This window comes from Gordonia sp. SGD-V-85 (assembly GCF_001456905.1).
GTDB lineage: Bacteria > Actinomycetota > Actinomycetes > Mycobacteriales > Mycobacteriaceae > Gordonia > Gordonia hongkongensis.
The window spans coordinates 217,280-235,345 of sequence record NZ_LNQO01000001.1 but is presented as its reverse complement, the minus strand read 5'-3'; the positions used below and the strand labels follow the sequence as shown (position 1 = coordinate 235,345).

The 18,066-nt window shown below is 68.2% G+C and carries 15 protein-coding genes; 6 read left to right on the top strand and 9 right to left on the bottom strand.

The genetic code is table 11. The features are described 5' to 3' along the window. The first annotated feature begins 106 nt into the window (after nucleotides 1-106). Nucleotides 107-1,276, top strand: coding sequence for a metallophosphoesterase (locus tag AS181_RS01065; protein ID WP_058249762.1), 1,170 nt, complete (start codon nucleotides 107-109; stop codon nucleotides 1,274-1,276). A 243-nt stretch (nucleotides 1,277-1,519) separates the two neighbouring features. Here the strand turns inward: AS181_RS01065 and catC are convergent, their stop codons facing one another. From catC to AS181_RS01045, 4 genes are all read right to left on the bottom strand, one after another. Further along, on the bottom strand, nucleotides 1,520-1,801 hold the full coding sequence (catC, locus tag AS181_RS01060) for a muconolactone Delta-isomerase (RefSeq protein ID WP_058249761.1): 282 nt from the start codon (nucleotides 1,799-1,801) through the stop codon (nucleotides 1,520-1,522). Further along, nucleotides 1,801-2,667: a catechol 1,2-dioxygenase gene (gene catA / locus AS181_RS01055; RefSeq protein WP_058249760.1), complete on the bottom strand. Its 867-nt coding sequence runs from the start codon at nucleotides 2,665-2,667 to the stop codon at nucleotides 1,801-1,803. Before catA ends, catC begins: the two co-directional genes overlap by 1 nt. Before the next feature lie 61 nt (nucleotides 2,668-2,728). After that, on the bottom strand, nucleotides 2,729-3,832 hold the full coding sequence (locus AS181_RS01050; RefSeq protein WP_058249759.1) for a mandelate racemase/muconate lactonizing enzyme family protein: 1,104 nt from the start codon (nucleotides 3,830-3,832) through the stop codon (nucleotides 2,729-2,731). Next, nucleotides 3,829-4,812, bottom strand: a complete 984-nt coding sequence (locus tag AS181_RS01045; protein ID WP_058249949.1) for a LysR family transcriptional regulator — start codon at nucleotides 4,810-4,812, stop codon at nucleotides 3,829-3,831. Before AS181_RS01045 ends, AS181_RS01050 begins: the two co-directional genes overlap by 4 nt. Nucleotides 4,813-5,032: 220 nt before the next feature. On the opposite strand from AS181_RS01045, the gene benA reads away from it, so the two are divergent. The 4 genes from benA to AS181_RS01025 are packed head-to-tail and all read left to right on the top strand — an operon-like array spanning nucleotide 5,033 to nucleotide 12,610. Continuing rightward, the gene (gene benA / locus AS181_RS01040) at nucleotides 5,033-6,430 is read left to right on the top strand and encodes a benzoate 1,2-dioxygenase large subunit (protein WP_058249758.1); all 1,398 of its coding nucleotides are present in this window, start codon (nucleotides 5,033-5,035) and stop codon (nucleotides 6,428-6,430) included. A 36-nt stretch (nucleotides 6,431-6,466) separates the two neighbouring features. Next, on the top strand, nucleotides 6,467-7,024 hold the full coding sequence (gene benB, locus AS181_RS01035; RefSeq protein WP_058249757.1) for a benzoate 1,2-dioxygenase small subunit: 558 nt from the start codon (nucleotides 6,467-6,469) through the stop codon (nucleotides 7,022-7,024). A 9-nt stretch (nucleotides 7,025-7,033) separates the two neighbouring features. Continuing rightward, on the top strand, nucleotides 7,034-9,856 hold the full coding sequence (benC, locus tag AS181_RS01030; protein WP_058249756.1) for a benzoate 1,2-dioxygenase electron transfer component BenC: 2,823 nt from the start codon (nucleotides 7,034-7,036) through the stop codon (nucleotides 9,854-9,856). A 21-nt stretch (nucleotides 9,857-9,877) separates the two neighbouring features. After that, on the top strand, nucleotides 9,878-12,610 hold the full coding sequence (locus tag AS181_RS01025) for a LuxR family transcriptional regulator (protein ID WP_058249755.1): 2,733 nt from the start codon (nucleotides 9,878-9,880) through the stop codon (nucleotides 12,608-12,610). 52 nt (nucleotides 12,611-12,662) lie between these two features. Here the strand turns inward: AS181_RS01025 and AS181_RS01020 are convergent, their stop codons facing one another. The 4 genes from AS181_RS01020 to AS181_RS01005 are packed head-to-tail and all read right to left on the bottom strand — an operon-like array spanning nucleotide 12,663 to nucleotide 16,165. Then, nucleotides 12,663-13,322, bottom strand: coding sequence for a 3-oxoacid CoA-transferase subunit B (locus tag AS181_RS01020; RefSeq protein ID WP_058249754.1), 660 nt, complete (start codon nucleotides 13,320-13,322; stop codon nucleotides 12,663-12,665). Nucleotides 13,323-13,332: 10 nt separating this feature from the next. Then, nucleotides 13,333-14,166 (bottom strand): CoA transferase subunit A, encoded by an 834-nt coding sequence (locus AS181_RS01015; protein WP_058249753.1) that lies wholly within the window; start codon nucleotides 14,164-14,166, stop codon nucleotides 13,333-13,335. Then, nucleotides 14,163-14,930: a 3-oxoadipate enol-lactonase gene (gene pcaD, locus AS181_RS01010; protein ID WP_058249752.1), complete on the bottom strand. Its 768-nt coding sequence runs from the start codon at nucleotides 14,928-14,930 to the stop codon at nucleotides 14,163-14,165. Before pcaD ends, AS181_RS01015 begins: the two co-directional genes overlap by 4 nt. Further along, a complete protein-coding gene (locus tag AS181_RS01005; protein ID WP_058249751.1) occupies nucleotides 14,927-16,165 on the bottom strand; it encodes an acetyl-CoA C-acetyltransferase in 1,239 nt (412 codons plus the stop codon). Before AS181_RS01005 ends, pcaD begins: the two co-directional genes overlap by 4 nt. A 91-nt stretch (nucleotides 16,166-16,256) precedes the next feature. Here AS181_RS01005 and AS181_RS01000 point away from each other — a divergent pair, with 91 nt between their 5' ends. Then, nucleotides 16,257-17,144 carry a LysR substrate-binding domain-containing protein gene (locus AS181_RS01000; protein ID WP_058249750.1) on the top strand — a complete coding sequence of 296 codons (888 nt, stop codon included), beginning with the start codon at nucleotides 16,257-16,259 and terminating at the stop codon, nucleotides 17,142-17,144. 89 nt (nucleotides 17,145-17,233) lie between these two features. Here the strand turns inward: AS181_RS01000 and AS181_RS00995 are convergent, their stop codons facing one another. Continuing rightward, complete coding sequence (locus AS181_RS00995) at nucleotides 17,234-18,010, bottom strand: enoyl-CoA hydratase (RefSeq protein WP_058249749.1); 777 nt, start codon at nucleotides 18,008-18,010, stop codon at nucleotides 17,234-17,236. Nucleotides 18,011-18,066: the final 56 nt, after the last annotated feature.

Below are 18,066 nucleotides of genomic sequence, written 5' to 3'. Positions count from 1 at the left end.
CGGCGAGGGTACCAACGCGAACCGATGGCAGAATGGGGCAATCCGCCCATGACCGGGCACCTGGCCCTCCGTCGCCCTGCCGTCACCACCCTCAGGAGTCCATCCCGTGGCGTTGTTTCCTGCCGTCGTCTTCGGACTCATCACGTTCTGGCTGCATCGGCGCATCGTCCGCGCGACCGCGATGCCGCGCCCCTGGTCGATCATCGCCGACGTGGCGCTGGTCGTCCTGTGGGCGCTCGCCCTCATCGGCTTCGCCACCGGACGGGTGCTCGACCCGTCGTGGGCGCGGCCCATCGGCACGATCGGGCTGATCTGGCTCGCCGCCGTCTTCTACCTGTTCCTCGGCCTCGCGGTGGTGGGCCTCGTGTCGTTCGCCGCACACATCGTCCGCTGGATCCGGCGACGTCGATCCGGAGTGCAGGACAACCCCTCGTTCGCGGCCCGTCGGCTCAGCAAGCTCCGGGTCGCCACGGCCGCGGTCGTGGTGGTCGCGCTCGGGGTCACCGGCTACGGGGTGTGGGAAGCATCTCGCCCCCAGGTCGTCGACGTCGACGCCACGTTCGCGAGCCTGCCGCCGCAGTTCGACGGAACGCGCATCGCGGTGATCTCCGACCTGCACGTCGGCCCGGCCCGTGACGCGTCGTTCACCCAGCGCGTCGTCGACGACGTCAACGAGCAGGAGCCGGATCTCGTCGTCCTCGTCGGCGACCTCACCGACGGCACCATCCCGAACGTCCGCGACACCCTCGAACCCCTCGCGGATCTGGATGCGCCTCTCGGGGTCTTCGGTGTGAGCGGCAACCACGAGTACTACGCCGACGACGGTGGCCGGTGGCTCGACGTCTGGGAGGAATTCGGCGTGCGCACGCTGCGCAACGCACGAGCGCCCATCGAGGTCGACGGCGCGACCATCACACTCGCCGGCGTCCACGACGCCACCGCCCCCGAACCGTACGAGCCCGACCTCCCGGCGGCGTTGGCGGGAACGTCTCCCGAAGACTTCACCCTGCTCCTCGCCCACCAGCCCAAGCAGGCCGTCGAGGCATCGGATCTGGGTGTCGACCTCCAGCTGTCCGGGCACACGCACGGCGGCCAGCTCTGGCCCATCCGCTACCTCGTCCGTGCCCAGCAGCCGACGATCACCGGGCTCGACCAGATCGGGAACACCACGATCTACACCACCCGCGGCGCCGGCGCCTGGGGCCCGCCGGTCCGTGTCCTCACGCCGCCGGAGATCACGATCCTCACGCTGCGATCGGCGCCGCCTGCCTCCTGATCCGAAAGAACCACATAACCGCAGGTCCCAGCCCCTTGCTCCCTGAGGTGCGAGGAGCGATAGGGACCCAACCCCTGCTGCCTGAGGTGCGAGCGAAGCAAGCCACGAAGGGTGTAGCAACGTATCTCACCAGCCCTTCGTGGCTCGTCGCTTGCGCTCCTCGCACCTCAGGGACCAGGTGTTTTGCTGTTTTTCGGATTAGCGAGCAGATGGGCGGGCTCGCTTCTCGAGGAGCAGCGGCCGTCAGCCGTTGATGTCCGACGGATGGGTTGCCAGTGGGGTGACCTTGATCCGCATGTACGGGAACAGCGGCAGACCTGACAGCAGGGTGTGCAGTTCGTCGTTCGACTCGACGTCGAAGATCGAGTAGTTGGAGTACTCCCCGACGATCCGCCAGATGTGCGGCCACTTGCCGGCGCGTTGTAGATCCTGCGAGTACGCCTTCTCCCGTGCGACCGTGTCGGCCCGCAGGTCGGGGTCGAGGTCGTCGGGAATGGAGACGTCCATCCGCACGTGGAACAGCATTACTTCGCCGGGTCCAGCACGAAGTCGTAGGAGACGGTGAAGCCGCCCTTGCCGTCGTCCTGCGGGTCGAGCACCAGTTCGGGTTTGACGGCGCTGGCGACGTCGTCGTCGTTGTGCGGGTCGCCCGGGAAGTACAGCTGTGCGGTGAGCTGCTCGTGGCCCGGCGCCGAGACCTTGAGGTGCAGGTGCGCGGGACGCCACGGATGCCAGCCCGCCGCGGAGATCATCTTCCCGCACGAGCCATCGGTCGGGATCATGTACGGCGCGGGCCGGATGGTGGTGATCTCGAAACGGCCCTCGTCATCGGCGGTGAAGGTGCCGCGCAGATTCCACTCCGGGATTCCCGGCGCGAACTGCGAGTAGAAGCCGTCGTCGTCGGCGTGCCAGAGTTCGACAGTGGCGCCGGCGAGGGCGGTGCCGTCGCACGACCGGACCTGACCGGTCCACACCAACGGATCGCCGGGCTCGTTGTCCCGCATGGGCAGAGTGCCCTTGGCGCCGAGTTCCGGAGCGTCCGGGACGTAGTACGGGCCTTCGATGCTGCCCTTGTTGCCCTGACGATGCGAGGTCGCGACGTCCTCGACGACGTGCTCCACCCAGACGTCGAGGAACAGCGGCCACTCGCCGTCCTCACCGACGTTGATGAGCCACGCCTTGAGCGCGTTGTACTCGTCGTAGGTCACCTTGTGCTTCCGGATCACCTCGTGCACGCCCGCGAGGACCTCGTTGATGAGGGTCGAGACACGTTCCGGCGCAGTGTCCTTCACTGCCTCGAACGGAGACTTGTCCGCGTGGAACCGCTCGGTGGCGGAGGCGCCGGACGCCGCGGCGGTGGCGACTTCCTGGGGATGCTCGGTGGTGGTCATGTTCTTCTCCTTGCTACTGGGTTCGTGGGGCTGCCACGAGACGTGTTGTGGGCGTGCGGGTCTAGTTGTCGGTGCGATAGCGGTCGAGCTTGTCCGGATCGATCTCGAAACCGATGCCCGGCGCGGTCGACCGGTGCAGGTGGCCATCGCGGATTTGCAACGACTCGGTCAGCAGGTCGTCGCTCATGTCCAGGAAGTTCGACAGCTCACCCGCGTAGCGCGAGGTCAGCTCGAAGGCGCTGCCGAAGGCGAGCGTGCACGCCGTCCCGATCTGTCCGTCGATCTGGTTGCCCATGACGACCGGGACGCCCAACCCCTCGGCGAGGTGATGCGTGCGGCGTGAGGTGGTGAAACCCGACCGCGCGGTCTTGATGCTGACGGCGGTCGCCGACCGGCCGAGGATCTCGCGGGTGACGTCGGCCGGCGTGGGCACCGATTCGTCGGCGATGAACGGCACCGGCAGCTGTTCGACGAGCCACCGGCGACCGAGCACATCGGCTGCGTCGCAGAGCTCTTCGGCGAACAGCAGATCGAGGTCGGCCATCTCCCGCATGGCTCGCGCCGACTCGGCTGCGGTCCAACCCCGATTGCCGTCGACGTAGAGTTCGACGTCGCTGCCGAACCGCTCGCGGAGCGCGCGGACGACCGCGGTGTCGAGGGATGCCGGGTGACGTCCGACCTTCACCTTGAAGGTGCGGATCCCGTAGGTGTCGACCATCTTCTCGGCTTCGGCGACCATCGCGGCCGGCTCGGCGAAACCGAGCATGTGACTGACGCGCATCCGGTCGGTGTAGCCGCCGAGCATGTCGCCGACCGGGAGTCCCAGCACCTTGCCCAGCGCATCCCAGATCGCCATGTCCACAGCGGATTTCGCGGCCGGGTTGCCGACCGTGCGAGCCATCCGGGCGGCGACCACCTCACGCTCGAGCAAGGTCAGGCCGACGACCGCGGGCGCGAAGATGCCCTCGATCACGGCGATGATGCCGTCCTGGGTCTCGCCGTAGGTGAACGGGCGGGGCGGCGCCTCGGCGACGCCGACCACGCCGGCGTCGGTGTGCACCCGGACCAGCACGTGGGTCGCGGCGTGCACCTCGCCGGAGGCGAACCTCAGCGGCTTCACGTACGGGATGGCGAACGGAATCGCCTCCACAGCGGTGATTTTCACGGTTTCTCTCCAGATCGAGCACCCAGTCGGGTCCTCACGGAACGGTGGTCGGCAAGCTGGGCGTCGCGCGACTCTGCGGCGGCGGGATCGATGAAGGCGGAATCGGCGAAGGCAGCGGCGATGACGTCGGCGACCGCGGTGACGACCGGGTCGCCGGAACCCGATCGCCAGGCGAGTGCCACCTCGACGGTGTCGGCATCAACGAGGTCGCGCACCACCAAACCGTCGAGCGGAAGTGACCGCACCGAGGCCGGGAGCAGGGCGACCCCCAGCCCGGCGGCGACCAGGGCCAGCAGCACCGCGGTACCCGGCGCCTGGTGCGCCCGGTGGGGAACGAAACCCGCTGCGCGACATGTCCGTATTGCGGCGTCGTTGACGGCCGAGTCCCGGCTGTCGTACAGCACGAACGGCTCGTGGGGGAGGTCGGCGACCGAGACCACGGGCTCGGCGGCCAGTCGGTGATCGACCGACACCGCGAGAACCATCGGCTCGACATCGATCACCGTCGTCTCGATGTCCTCCCCGATCGCCGGCGGGCGCAGGATCCCGAGGTCGAGGGTGCCGGCGCGCAGGGCGTCGCACTGGCCCGGCGTGAGCATGTCCGACTGGATACGAAGATCCACATCGGGCAACTCCCGCTTGACGACCCGCGCGATGCGCGGCAGATGGGAGAACGCGGCGATACCGGTGATACCGACCCGGACGAGGCCGCTGCGGCCGGCGGCGATCCGACGCACGCCGTCCACGGCTTCGTCCACGCCGGCGAGAATTCGCTCGGCCTGGGCCCTGAGGTACTGCCCGGCCGGGGTGAGCGACACCTGGCGGGTGGTCCGCGTGAACAAGGTGGCGTCGAGTTCGGCCTCGAGTTGGCGGATGGCGTACGACAGCGCGGGCTGTGCCACGTGCAACGACTCCGCCGCCTGCCCGAAATGACAGGTGTCCGCCACGGCGGCGAAGTACCGCAAGTGCCGTAGCTCCATGACCTGCCTCATCTCGTACCGATCGACCACCACGGTTGTGACCGCGGACACGTCTCACGGTAGAGCGTCGATCAATACATGACAAAGACACAAATTGCCCGGATTGATCGAACTCATCGATCAATCGGCTACTGGGTCAGGACTGGTGTTTGCCCTGGTGTGATGGCCACCACGTGCTGCCACAGTTCATAGAGCAGCCCACTTCTGGAGGTATACGGCCATGACCACGTCAGTATCGGAACATCTGAACCACGTGAACTCGGTCCTCGACGACGCGGTCGTCGACGACCGCGACGCCGGTGTCTACCGCGCCAACCGGCGGATCTTCACCGATGAGGACATCTTCGAGCTGGAAATGAAGCACATCTTCGAGGGCAACTGGATCTACCTCGCGCACGAGAGTCAGGTCCCCGAGCCCGGCGACTACTTCACCACCTACATCGGCCGGCAGCCCGTGGTCATCACCCGCGACGACAAGAGCGGCGAACTGCACTGCCTGATCAACGCCTGCGCGCACCGCGGCGCGATGATCTGCCGGCGCAAGACCGACAACCGGATGACACTGACCTGCCCGTTCCACGGTTGGACGTTCCGCAACGACGGGACCCTTCTGAAGGTCAAGGATCCCGATGGGGCCGGTTACCCCGACACCTTCGACGTCGACGGCTCGCACAACCTGACCAAGGTCGCCCGCTTCGACAGTTACCGCGGCTTCCTGTTCGGCAGCCTCAACGAGGACGTCGCCTCGCTAGGGGAGCATCTCGGCGACACCCGACTGATCATCGACATGCTGGTCGACCAGTCGCCGGACGGCCTCGAGGTGCTCCGCGGCGCGTCGACCTACACCTACGACGGCAACTGGAAGGTGCAGGCGGAGAACGGCGCCGACGGCTACCACGTGACCGCAACCCACTGGAACTACGCGGCCACCACGTCTCGTCGCAGTACCGGGGAGTCGAAGAACGACACCAAGGCACTCGACGCCGGCGGTTGGGGAAAGTCCGGCGGCGGCTATTGGTCCTACCCCAACGGTCATCTGTGCCTGTGGACGTGGGCCGCGAACCCTCAGGACCGGCCGCTGTGGGACAAGATGGACGAGCTCAAGGAGACTCACGGCGACGCCAAGGGCGAGTTCATGGTGAAGGGGTCGCGCAACCTGTGTCTGTACCCGAATGTCTATCTGATGGACCAGTTCTCGACGCAGATCCGCCACTTTCGTCCGATCGCGCCGGACAAGACCGAGGTGACGATCTACTGCATCGCGCCCAAGTGTGAGAGCGACTCCGCGCGGGCTCACCGCATCCGCCAGTACGAGGACTTCTTCAATGCGTCCGGAATGGCGACTCCCGACGACCTCGAGGAGTTTCGGTCGTGCCAGCTCACGTTCCGGGCGCAAGCCGCGCCGTGGAACGACATGAGCCGCGGTGCCGAGCACTGGCTCACCGGTCCCGATCCCGTCGCCGAATCGCTGGGCATGACCGGGGTCATCTCGGCCGGCGTCAAGAACGAGGACGAGGGGCTCTACCCGGTCCAGCACGGTTACTGGCTCGAGCGGATGCGCGCAGCTGCCGCGAAGGAAGAGGCGGCGGCCGAACAAGCAGCGGCCCCAGCCCAGTAGACCGCCGCCCAGCCCACCGCCCTGAAGGAGAGCGCCATGACCACCGCTGAGACCAATTCCGCCGCTGTCGATCCCGCCGGGTCGGGCACATCCACCGGCGGAACGCTCATCACCCAGAACATGATCGAGCAGTTCCTGTACCGCGAGGCCCGCTACCTCGACGACCGCGAATTCGAGAAGTGGCTCGACTGCTACGCCGACGACGTCGTGTACTGGATGCCGGCCTGGGACGACCGTGATCGTCTCACCGAGAACCCGCACCGCGAGATCTCGCTGATCTACTACGGCAACAAGGGCGGCCTCGAGGACCGGGTCTTCCGCATCCGCACCGAGCGGTCGTCGGCGACCTCACTGCCCGAACCCCGGACGAGCCACAACATCGGCAACGTCGAGGTCATCGAGCGGCGCGGTGATCTCGTCGACGTCCGGTTCAATTGGCACACCATGTATTTCCGGTACAACACGGTGGACCCGTACTACGGGACCTCCTTCTACACGATCGACTTCTCCGGCGAGCAGCCGTTGATCCGGCGCAAGACGATCGTGCTGAAGAACGACTACATCCACCACGTGGTGGACATCTACCACTTCTAGGACCCGTCCATGACTGTCACCACCGACAACGGCTTCGGCGCCGACCTGCGAACCCCCGACGGCGAGGCCACCATCCATCAGGTGGCGCTGTCCTTCGAAGACGGTGTCACGCGGTTCATCTCGTGCCGCGAGGATCAGACCGTCGCCGACGCCTCCTACCGTCAGCGGATCAACATCCCGCTGGACTGCCGCGACGGGGCCTGTGGAACGTGTAAGTCGTTCTGCGAGTCCGGCGATTTCGACGGCGGGGTATACATCGAGGACGCGCTCTCCGACGACGAGTCCGCCGCGGGCTATGCGCTCCCCTGTTGCATGAAGCCCAAGTCCGATCTCGTGCTGCAGATTCCGGCGACCTCCGATGTCGCCAAGACCCAGGCGTCCCGATTCACCGGCACCATCGTCGAACTCGATCGACTCTCGGACTCGACCATGCGTCTCGAGGTCCTGATCGAGAACCGCGGGGAGCTGGCGTTCCTGCCCGGACAGTACGTCAACATCGAGATCCCCGGCAGCGACGACGGCGAGGGCACCCCGGTGACCCGGTCGTACTCGTTTGCCAACGGCCCGCACGAGGACTGTCTCGTCTTCCTCATCAAGCTGAGTCCCGGCGGCGCGATGTCGACCTACCTGACCGACCGCGCCGCCCGCGGCGAGGAGATCGCGTTCACCGGTCCGCACGGATCGTTCTTCCTGCGCGAGGCCACCCGCCCCGTGCTGCTGCTGGCCGGCGGCACCGGCCTTGCGCCGATCCTGTCGATGTTGCGGAAGCTGCACGCCGACAACAGCCGTCGAAAAGTCCACCTCATCTACGGGGTGTCCACCGACACCGATCTGGTTGCCCTCGACGAGGTCGAGTTCTTCGCCGAGAAGCTGCCCGGTCTGACGTGGGACCACTGTGTCTCGGACCCGGCCAGTTCCGCGGTCAACAAGGGCTACGTGATGAGCCTGATCGAGCCGGCCCACCTCTACGACGGGGATGTCGCGATCTACCTGTGCGGTCCGCCGCCGATGGTGGAGTCGGTTCGCAAGCACGTCGCCCAGGCCGGCATCGCGCCGACGGGCTTCTACTACGAGAAGTTCGCGCTCGCGGCGCGTCCGGAGGCCGGTGCCGACGACGGCACAGTCGACGAGACCGAGGTGCTCACCGACGAAACCGCCCGGGCGACTACCGCGGCGTCCGACTCGTCCGCGCCGGACGCCGACGACCCGATCATCGTGGCCGCGAACGCCCGGTCGATCGCCGGACAGCAGACTCTCCCGGCCGCAGACATGGCGGCCTGGTCGGGTGCACGTCCGTCGGTCGCCGGCGACGATTCACTGGTCCGGATCGCTGGACAGGTCGTGTGGCACACCGAATCCGATGACCGCGGACTGGAATCCGATGCGGGGTTGCTGCGACCGACGGCGTCGCATCCGGCGGGTCCGGCACGGTCGATCGCCGGGCAGGAGGTGTTCGCGCCGTCGAGCCTGGAACCGCTGCACGAAGCGGTTCCCGCGGTGGCGACCGAAACGCCCACCGTCGGGGACACCGTGGCGGGACCGGCAGTCGTCGGTTCGCAGGGCTACCAGATCGGCGAGGAGCATCCGGCGATCCACGAGTCGGACGCCCTGTTCGAGGCCCGGGCCGCCCTGGAACTGGGCGCACTCGAGCTGACGTTCGGGCGCTTGTCCATGCAACAGCTGGCCGGTTACCGTATGCTCGCCGACGCCACGGTGCCGTACGTGGACGGTGATCGCTTCGTCGATGCCGCGGAGTACACCGAGACCAACGCCGCGTTCCACGACTACCTCTTCGCCCAGACCGGTAACGATCACCTGCTCGAGGCCTACAAGGCGCTCGGCGTCAAGGGCCGCATGAGTGAGGTGCTACGGAACGCGACCTGGTGTCACCCGTTGTGCGCGCAGGACCACATCGATATCGTCTCGGCGTTCGAGGCCGGGGACCACGACGCGGCACGAGCACTCATCACCGCACATGCCGACCGGTCGAAGCAGACCATGCGCCGAGCGATGGCCGACGAATCGGTTTCGCGTCGACCGCGTTTCGTCACCCCGGGCCGGTTCGCCGGCAAGGTCGTCGTCATCACCGGTGCCGCGCAGGGGATCGGCGAGCAGACCGCCCGGCGAATCAGCGCCGAGGGCGGCAAGGTCGTCCTCGCCGACCGATCGGAACTGGTCGCCGAGGTGGCCCGCGATCTCGAAGCGAACGGTCCCGGCGCGGCAGCCGCCATCGCCGATCTGGAGGGTTTCGGCGGCGCCGAGTCGGTGATCCGGCAGGCGTTGTCCACGTACGGTCGGGTGGATGTGCTGATCAACAACGTGGGCGGCGCCATCAACTTCAAACCGTTCGTCGAGTTCACCGAGGAGCAGATCCGGGCCGAGATCGACCGGTCGCTGATGACGACGCTGTACGCGTGCCGGGCGGTCCTGCCGTCGATGACACGCGCCGGGGGCGGGGTGATCGTCAACGTCTCCTCGGCGGCGACGCGAGGCATTCACCGGATCCCGTACTCGGCGGCGAAGGGGGCGGTGAACGCGTTGACCGCGTCACTGGCGATGGAGTACGCCGACGACGGCATCCGAGTGGTCGCCACGGCGCCGGGAGGCACCGAGGCACCGCCGCGTCGGATCTCACGCGGTACACCGGAGCCGCGCAACGAGATCGAGTCACAGTGGTATCAGGCCCACATCGACCAGACGATCGCGTCGTCGTCGCTGCACCGGTACGGCACCCTCGACGAGCAGGCGGCCGCCATCTGCTTTCTCGCTTCCGACGAGGCGTCGTACATCACCGGGACCGTGCTGCCCGTCGCCGGCGGCGATCAGGGTTGAGCTGCTGACTAGTATGGACCGATGATGGTCACCGGCGGGTGCGTCGGCCGCGACCGCGAGATCGAATTGCTCTTCTCGCGGCTCGACGCCGTGTCGGAGTCGGGTTTTCTGGCCGTCACGGGAGATCCCGGAATCGGCAAGTCGACGCTGCTGAGGCACCTGGTCCGGCGGCGGCTGTCCGCTCCGACAACCGGTTCCACGTTGTGGGCCGCGGTCTCACCGTGGCGAGCGCACACGCCCGGCGCACTCATCCGGCAGCTGGTACAGGACCGGCCCGACGCCACACCCGCGACAGCTGCCGACCCGACCCCGGACGACCTGCTCGACGCACTACTCGCAGCGGTCACCACTCCTGCAGAGTCATCGACCGAGGTGCCCGGCGACACCGCCGGACTCATCGCCGTCGACGACGCCGACCTCGCCGACGAGGAGTCACTGCAGGCGTTGGTCTCACTCACCCGAGAACACCGGGATCGCCGAATCCTGGTCGTCCTCACCATGTCTCGGCCGGGTACCCGGCTCGTCGGCAACGCACTCGACGAGCTACGACTCGACGGCCTGGACCCAACGGGTACTGCCGACCTCGCCGCGCAGCGCGGCATCGTGCTGCACCCGGCGATGCGGGAGGAACTGGCCCGGCACACCGGCGGGAATCCCCGCGACATCGTGGCCCTGCTCGACGAGGTCCCGCCAGGCACCTGGTCCCGCACCGGCGTGGGACTGCCTGCGCCGGCCCATGTCATCGCGATGGTGCGGAAGCGATTGCCGGACAACGGCACCTCGGCTCGCGCGCTCATCGAAGCGCTCGCGATCCTCGACCCGGCCGAGCCCCTCGCCACCGCGATTGCGCTCGCCGGGATCACCGACCCCCTGGCCGCGATCGACGACGCGCGCGCAACCGGTCTGGTGACGGACGACAGGGCATTGACACCCGCGGAGGCGCAACCGCGTCTCGCGGGTCCCCTGGTGCGGGCCGCCGTCCTCGAGGTCCTCGGCATGAAGACCGTGGGCGACGCCCACCGTCGGGCTGCGGACCTCGTCGACGACCCTGCCCGACAGCTCCATCACCGCGTCGCGGCCACCTCGACGGTCGGCGCCGCCCTCGCCGACGCCCTCACCGATCTGGCACGCGCCCGCGGCGCCGACGGTGCGTGGGCCGAGGCCGCCGGGCTGTACGGGCAGGCGGGCCGGCTCACCCCCGATCCGTTGCAGCGCGACACTCGGGTGACGCTCGCGGTCGATTCACTTCTCGCCGCGGGCGACTGCACCGGTGCCGGCGCCCTCGTACCGACCGTGGAAAGCCTGCGCGAGACACCGCTGCGCAATGCGACCCTGGCGTACCTCGCCATCCTGCGGGGCCGGTCGGCGGAGGCACAGCTGCGTCTCGACCGGGCGTGGGCGATCGTCAACGTCGAGCGGGAACCCGATGTCGCCGCCCTGATCGCGCAACGTTTCGTCCTGCACAACCTGGTCCGATGCCAGGGCACCGAGTTGGTGGACTGGGCCGATCGCGCGGACGCGATGGCCGACGCCGGATCGGCCGCCCGAGTGGAGGCCGCCGTCATCCGTGGACTCGGACTGGCCTGGTCGGGACACCCGGATGCCGCACGCGCCGAGTACGAGACGGTGTCGGAACGGGTTCGATACGGCGCGCAGGCGCAGCGTGCGATCATGGGTCGCGGTTGGCTCGAACTCGGCCTCGACGAGATCGACGCGGCGCGTACCGATCTCGAAACCGCCGTGTCGATGGCACAGCTCGGCGGGTCCACTCGGATCACGTTGTGGGCGTTGGCCTGGCTCGCCCGGGTCCAGTTCCTCACCGGCGACTGGGACGATGCGCTGCGCGGCGTCGAGACCGGCCGCGCGCTCGCCCGCAACAGCGGCATCGCGCTCACCACACCCCTGCTCAACTGGACTGCGAGCCAGATCTATTCGCTGCGCGGGAACTGGGAGGACGCGCATGGAAGTATCGCGCAGAGCAGCACCTCCATCGGCGACTACGAGATCATGCGGATACCGGACCTGCTGGCCCGGGCCCAACTGGCGGAGGCCGCAGCCGACTACGGCAAGGTCCGGCGGATACTGACGCCGCTCGTCGCGATGGCCGAGTCCGTCCCGGCCCTGTCCGAGCCGGGCCTGTGGCCGTGGGTCGACGTCCTCGCCAACGCACTGGTCCTCGAGGGACGGCACGAGGCCGCCGACGATCTGCTGCGACGCTACGAGATCCGGTCCGCCGAACGGGGCCACCGGTCGTCGGCCGCCCGGATGAAGTACGCACGCGGCCGCCACCTCGGTGCGACCGGTGACATCCACGGAGCACGACGCACCTTCGAGGAGGGCATCGAACTCCTCGACGGTCTCGGCCTGCGCTACGACCAGGCGCGGGTGAACTTCGCCTACGGCCAGACGTTGCGACGTGCGGGCAAGCGCCGGGTCGCCGACGCCGTCATCGGGACTGCCCGCGACCTGTATCTGTCACTCGGCGCGACCACCTACGTCGAACGCTGTGAACGCGAACTGAAGGCGGGCGGTCTCGCGACGTCGCGTGGTGAGAACCACACCGCCACAAAGGGTACCGCCGAACTCACTCCGCAGGAGGAGGCAGTGACCGCCCTTGTCGCGCGCGGCCTGTCGAACCGGGAGGTGGCGGCCGAGCTCTACATCTCACCGAAGACGGTGCAGTACCACCTGACCCGGATCTACGCAAAGCTCGGTGTGCGGTCCCGCGCCGAACTCGCAGCCACCCGCCGGTGACGTCGACCGTGCGTCAGACTCCGTCGACCGTGCGTGTGTACCTGCAGGCGATCTATGCTCCGGCCGTCGCGTAGGCGGCGGTGCGGTCGGTGACCGGCGCACCGGTCCGGTCCTCGACCATCCCCAGGTCCACGCCCGGGGCGAACTCGACGACGTCGAATCCCGTTCCGGCGACGTCGAACACACCGAGGTCGGTGATCACGCGACTCACCACGTCGCGGCCGGTCAGCGGCAGCGCGCAGCCCTCGAGCAGCTTCGGGTCACCCTTCTTGGTGACGTGGTCCATCAGCACGATGACCCGGCCGGCGCCGTTGACGAGGTCCATGGCGCCACCGATGCCCTTGACGAGGGCACCCGGGACCATCCAGTTGGCCAGGTCGCCGTTCATCGCGACTTGCATGCCACCGAGGACCGCGACGTCGACGTGGCCGCCGCGGATCATCGCAAAGCTCGTGGCCGAATCGAAGTACGACGCCCCGGGCAGCACCGACACGGTCTGTTTGCCGGCGTTGATGAGGTCGGGGTCGACCTCGTCGTCGTAGGGAAACGGTCCGACGCCGAGGATGCCGTTCTCGGCGTGCAGGTGGACGCCGGAGTTGTCCGGCATGAGGTCGGGAATCATGGTGGGCAGACCGATTCCCAGGTTGACGTAGTCACCGGGGGTGAGTTCGCGGGCGGCGCGGGCGGCCATCTCGGTACGGGTCCAGGTCATGTCGACACTCCTAGGCTGACGGCGATGCGGTGGGACGTTCACGGACGGTGCGCTTCTCGATCCCCTTGCGCGCGACCTGCTCCGGGGCGAGTTCGACGATCCGCTGCACGAAGATGCCGGGCAGGTGGATCTCGTCGGGTCCGAGCTCGCCGACCTCGACCACCTTCTCCGCCTCGACGATGGTGATGCGCCCGGCCATCGCCGCCGGCGGATTGAAATTACGTGCGGCAGCGTGGAATCGGCAGTTGCCGTCAGTGTCGACGACCGCTGCCCGGATGAGTGCGTAGTCGGTGACGATCGACTCCTCGAGGACCATCTCCCGACCGTGGAAGGTCCGCACCTCCTTGGGCGGCGACGCCTCCGCGATGGTGCCGTCGGAATGGTAGCGCCAGGGCAGCCCGCCCTCGGCGACGAGCGTACCGACGCCGGTGGGGGTGAAGAACGCCCCGATCCCGCTTCCGCCGGCGCGCATGCGTTCGGCGAGGGTGCCCTGAGGCGTGAGTTCGACGGTGACCTCGCCGGACAGGAACTGGCGGCCGAACTCCTTGTTCTCGCCGATGTAGGACGCGACCACCCGGTCGATACGGCGGGCCTCCAGCAGCAGCCCCAGGCCGGCGCCGTCGGCCCCGCAGTTGTTGGAGACGATGGTCAGGTTCGCCGCGCCCTGCTCGAGGAGCGCGTCGATCAGGAAGCCCGGGATCCCGGCCAGCCCGAAGCCGCCGACCGCGATGCTCGCACCGTCGGGGATGTCGGCAACCGCATCGGCGGCCGACGCCGAGAGTTTGATCGGGCCGCCGGGCCGGTCGACGACCGTCTCCGTGGCGGCACTGTCGCGAGTGCTCATTGCTGCTCCAGATGTTCGATGAGTGCGGGAGTGATGGTGTCGGCTTGTTGCGCGTTGGCCAGGTGGGCCGAGTCCGGGACCACCAGCAGGCGGCCGTTCGGCACGGCATCGACGATGTCGCGCAACAGATCCGACGGGGTGGCCGGGTCGTCGGCACCGGCGATCGCCAGTGTGGGCGCGATGATCGACGACAGGTCGGATCGCTGATCCATGGCGGCGATCGCCTCGCAGCAGGCCGCGTATCCCTCCGCAGGAGTGGCGGCGACCATGGCCTCGAACTGTTGTCGGGCTTCGGTGTTCGCGGCGAGGTAGCCAGGAGTGAACCACCGCTGGACCACGGCCGCGGCGACCGCCGAGGTGCCGTCGGCGCGCACGAGTGCGGCACGGTCTGTCCAGCCCTGCGCCGGTGGCAGATACGCCGCCGTGCACAGCAGGGCCAGCCGATCCACTCGTTCGGGATTGCGTGCGGCGACGCGCATCATGGTCATCCCGCCGAGCGACAGCCCGACGAGGTGTGCTCGTTCGATGTCGAAGCGGTCCAGCAGCGCGATGACGTCGTCGGCCAGCTCGTCGATCGAGTACGGCCCCGGCGGCACCGGCGAATCGCCGTGCCCCCGGGTGTCATAGCGCACCACGCGGAATCGCTCTTCGAGCGCGGCGACCTGCGAATCCCACATCCGATGCGTCGAACCCAGCGAGTTGGACAGTACGACCGCCGGTCCGTCGGGACGTCCGGTGACGACGGCGTGGACCTGCGCGCTCATCGGGTCGCCTCGAAGATCGCGGCGAGTCCCTGTCCGCCGCCGATGCACATCGTCTCCAGGACGAATCGCGCGTCGCGCCGGCGCGCCTCGTAGGCCGCGGTGGCGAGGATGCGGGCGCCGGTGGCTCCGATGGGATGACCCAGCGAGATCCCGGACCCGTTGGGGTTCAGTCGTTCATCGGTCGGGTCGACCTTCCACTCCGCCAGGCAGGCGAGCACCTGGGCGGCGAAGGCCTCGTTGAGTTCGATGAGGTCGATCTCGTCCAGCGTGAGCCCTGCGCGGTCCAGTGCGGCGGCGGTGGCCCCGACGGGGCCGATTCCCATCACCTCGGGCTCGCAACCGGTGACGGCCCACGAACGCAGGGCGAGAAGGGGTTCGAGTCCGCGCCGTTCCGCCTCGGCGCGCGTGGTGACCACGGCCATGGCCGCACCGTCGTTCTGGCCCGAGGCGTTTCCGGCCGTGACCGTCGACTCGGCGTCGATCTTGAGCCTGATTGGACGCAACGCTGCAAGCGATTCCGTTGTCGCGTCCGCTCGCGGGTGCTCATCTCGGTCGACGACGGTGTCCGGACGGCCACGTCGGCCCGGGATGGTGACGGGCACCAGTTCGTCGGTGAAGCGGCCGCTGTCGTGCGCCGCGATCGCCCGTTCGTGGGATCGGGCCGCGAACTCGTCCTGCTCGGTCCGCGAGATGCCGTACCGCGCACGGAGATTCTCGGCGGTCTCGATCATCCCGCCCGGAACCGGGTGTGACTCGCCGCCCGCGGTCAGACGCCCGCGGTCGAGGCGATCGCGGAGTTCCACGCCACCCTGCTTGATCCCCGACCGAAGACCCAGCGCGTAGTGCTCGACGGTCGACATCGACTCGGCGCCACCGGCGACGACGAGGCGCGCACCGCCGGTCGCGACCATCGATGCCCCGGTCAGGATCGCCTGCAACCCGGAACCGCAGCGACGGTCGATCTGCATTCCGGGTACGCCGACTCCGAGACCGGCGTCCAGAGCCGCGATGCGACCGAGCGCCGGCGACTCACCGTTGGCATAGCCCTGCCCGAGGATCACGTCGTCGACATCACCCTCCCCGAGTCCGGTGCGTCGGACGAGGTCGCGAAGGAGGTCGGTGGCCAGTCGGGTGACGGGCACGGTCGACAGCGCCCCGCCCATGCGCCCGACCGGGGTACGCAGTGGCGAACAGACAACGATGTCGGTACCCGCGTCCGTGGTGAGAGAAGCCATGAGTCCACCCTAGGAAGCAACAGCGATATGCAGAAGTATCCATATCCCGGCATTTGATATGGAGCAGATATCAACGCTCTAGACTGACTCCATGGAACTGCGACACCTGCGCTACTTCCGCGCCGTCGCCGAGGAGCTGCACTTCGGCCGGGCCGCCGAGCGGCTCCACATGGCCCAGCCACCGCTGTCTCAGCAGATCCGCCAGCTGGAGGACGAGCTCGGTGTCGCACTGCTGGTCCGGTCGACGCGTCGTGTCGAGCTGACCCCGGCAGGTGCGGATTACCTGCAGCGCGCCGTCGCGATCCTGGACTCGGTCGACGCCGCTGCACGACAGGCGCAACGGATCGCCGACGGGCGGCAGGGCAACCTCGCGATCGGGTGCGTGGGTTCGGCCACCTACTCGCTGTTGCCCGCGCTCGTGCGCGCACTGAGCGACGAACTGCCCGATGTGGACGTCCACGTTCGCGGCGAGATGCTGGCACCGGCCCAGATCGCCGCGCTCGAGTCCGGGGACATCGACCTTGCCTTACTGCGCATGCCCATCAACACCACCGGACTGCGGGTCGAGTCGATCCGCAGCGACCGCCTCATCGTGGCACTGCCCCACGATCATCCGCTCGCCCACGGCGCATCGGATACGCCCGTCGACCTCGCGCTGTTGGGCGGCGACGACTTCATCGTGCACGCGGGCAGCGGGAAGTCGGTCATGCACGGGGTCCTGTCGGCGGCCGCCGGACGCGCGGGATTCGTCCCGCGCATCCGGCACGAGGTCGAGGAGACGTCGACGCTGGTGACACTCGTCGCCGCGGGGGTGGGGGTCGCCCTGGTCCCTGAACCCACCTCAGCGCTCGGTATACCCGGCGTCGTCTACCGCCCGCTCGACACCGACGACGAGGTCGAACTGGCCGTCGCGTTCCCCGACGGGCGCCAGTCCCCGCTCGTCGACCGGGTCCTGGCCGTGTTGCGCACCCTCTCCTGAACGCCGCAAACCCACCCCTTTTCGGTATATCCACCCACCACACAGGGGGTGGGAATGCCGAAAAACGGTGGGTCTGCGACTGTCTCGGATCAGCGGTGGGTGAAGTTCGGGTCCCGCTTCTCGACGAAGGCGGCCATGCCCTCGGTCTGGTCGTCGGTCGCGAACGTGGAGTAGAACAGCGCTCGCTCGGCGCGGACACCCTCGACGAGGCTCGACTCGAAGGCGCGATTGACCGCGTCCTTGGCGGCGGCGGAGGCGATCAGCGACTTGGAGGCGATGACCTCGGCGACCTCGATGGCGGCGGCGCGGCAGTCCTCCTTGGGAACGACGCGCGAGACGAGGCCGAGGCGTTCGGCCTCGTCGACCTTCATCTGGCGGCCGGTCAGCACCATGTCCATCGCCTTGGCCTTGCCCACGGCGCGGGTGAGACGCTGCGAGCCGCCGATCCCGGGGATGACGCCGAGGTTGATCTCGGGCTGACCGAAGACGGCGTTGTCGCCGGCGATGATGGTGTCGCACAGCATCGCGAGCTCGCAGCCGCCGCCGAGGGCGTAGCCGGTGACGGCGGCGATGATCGGCGTGCGCGCCCGCGACAGCTCATCCCAGGCACCGAAGAACTGCTCGTTGACCACGTCGGCGTAGGACTTCGACGACATCTCCTTGATGTCGGCACCCGCGGCGAACGCCTTCTCCGAGCCGGTGATCACGATGGCGCCGATCCCCTGGTCGACGTCGAACTCCCGGACGGCACCGACCACTTCGTTCATCAGCTCGGTGTTGAGGGCGTTCAGTGCCTTGGGGCGGTTGAGGGTGATGATGCCCACCCGGCCGCTGGTCTCGACGATGATGGTCTGGTGTTCGGTCACGGTCAGTCCTCTTTCGGTTCGGTGACGGGCGGGATGTTACGGGCTGACTCCCACCC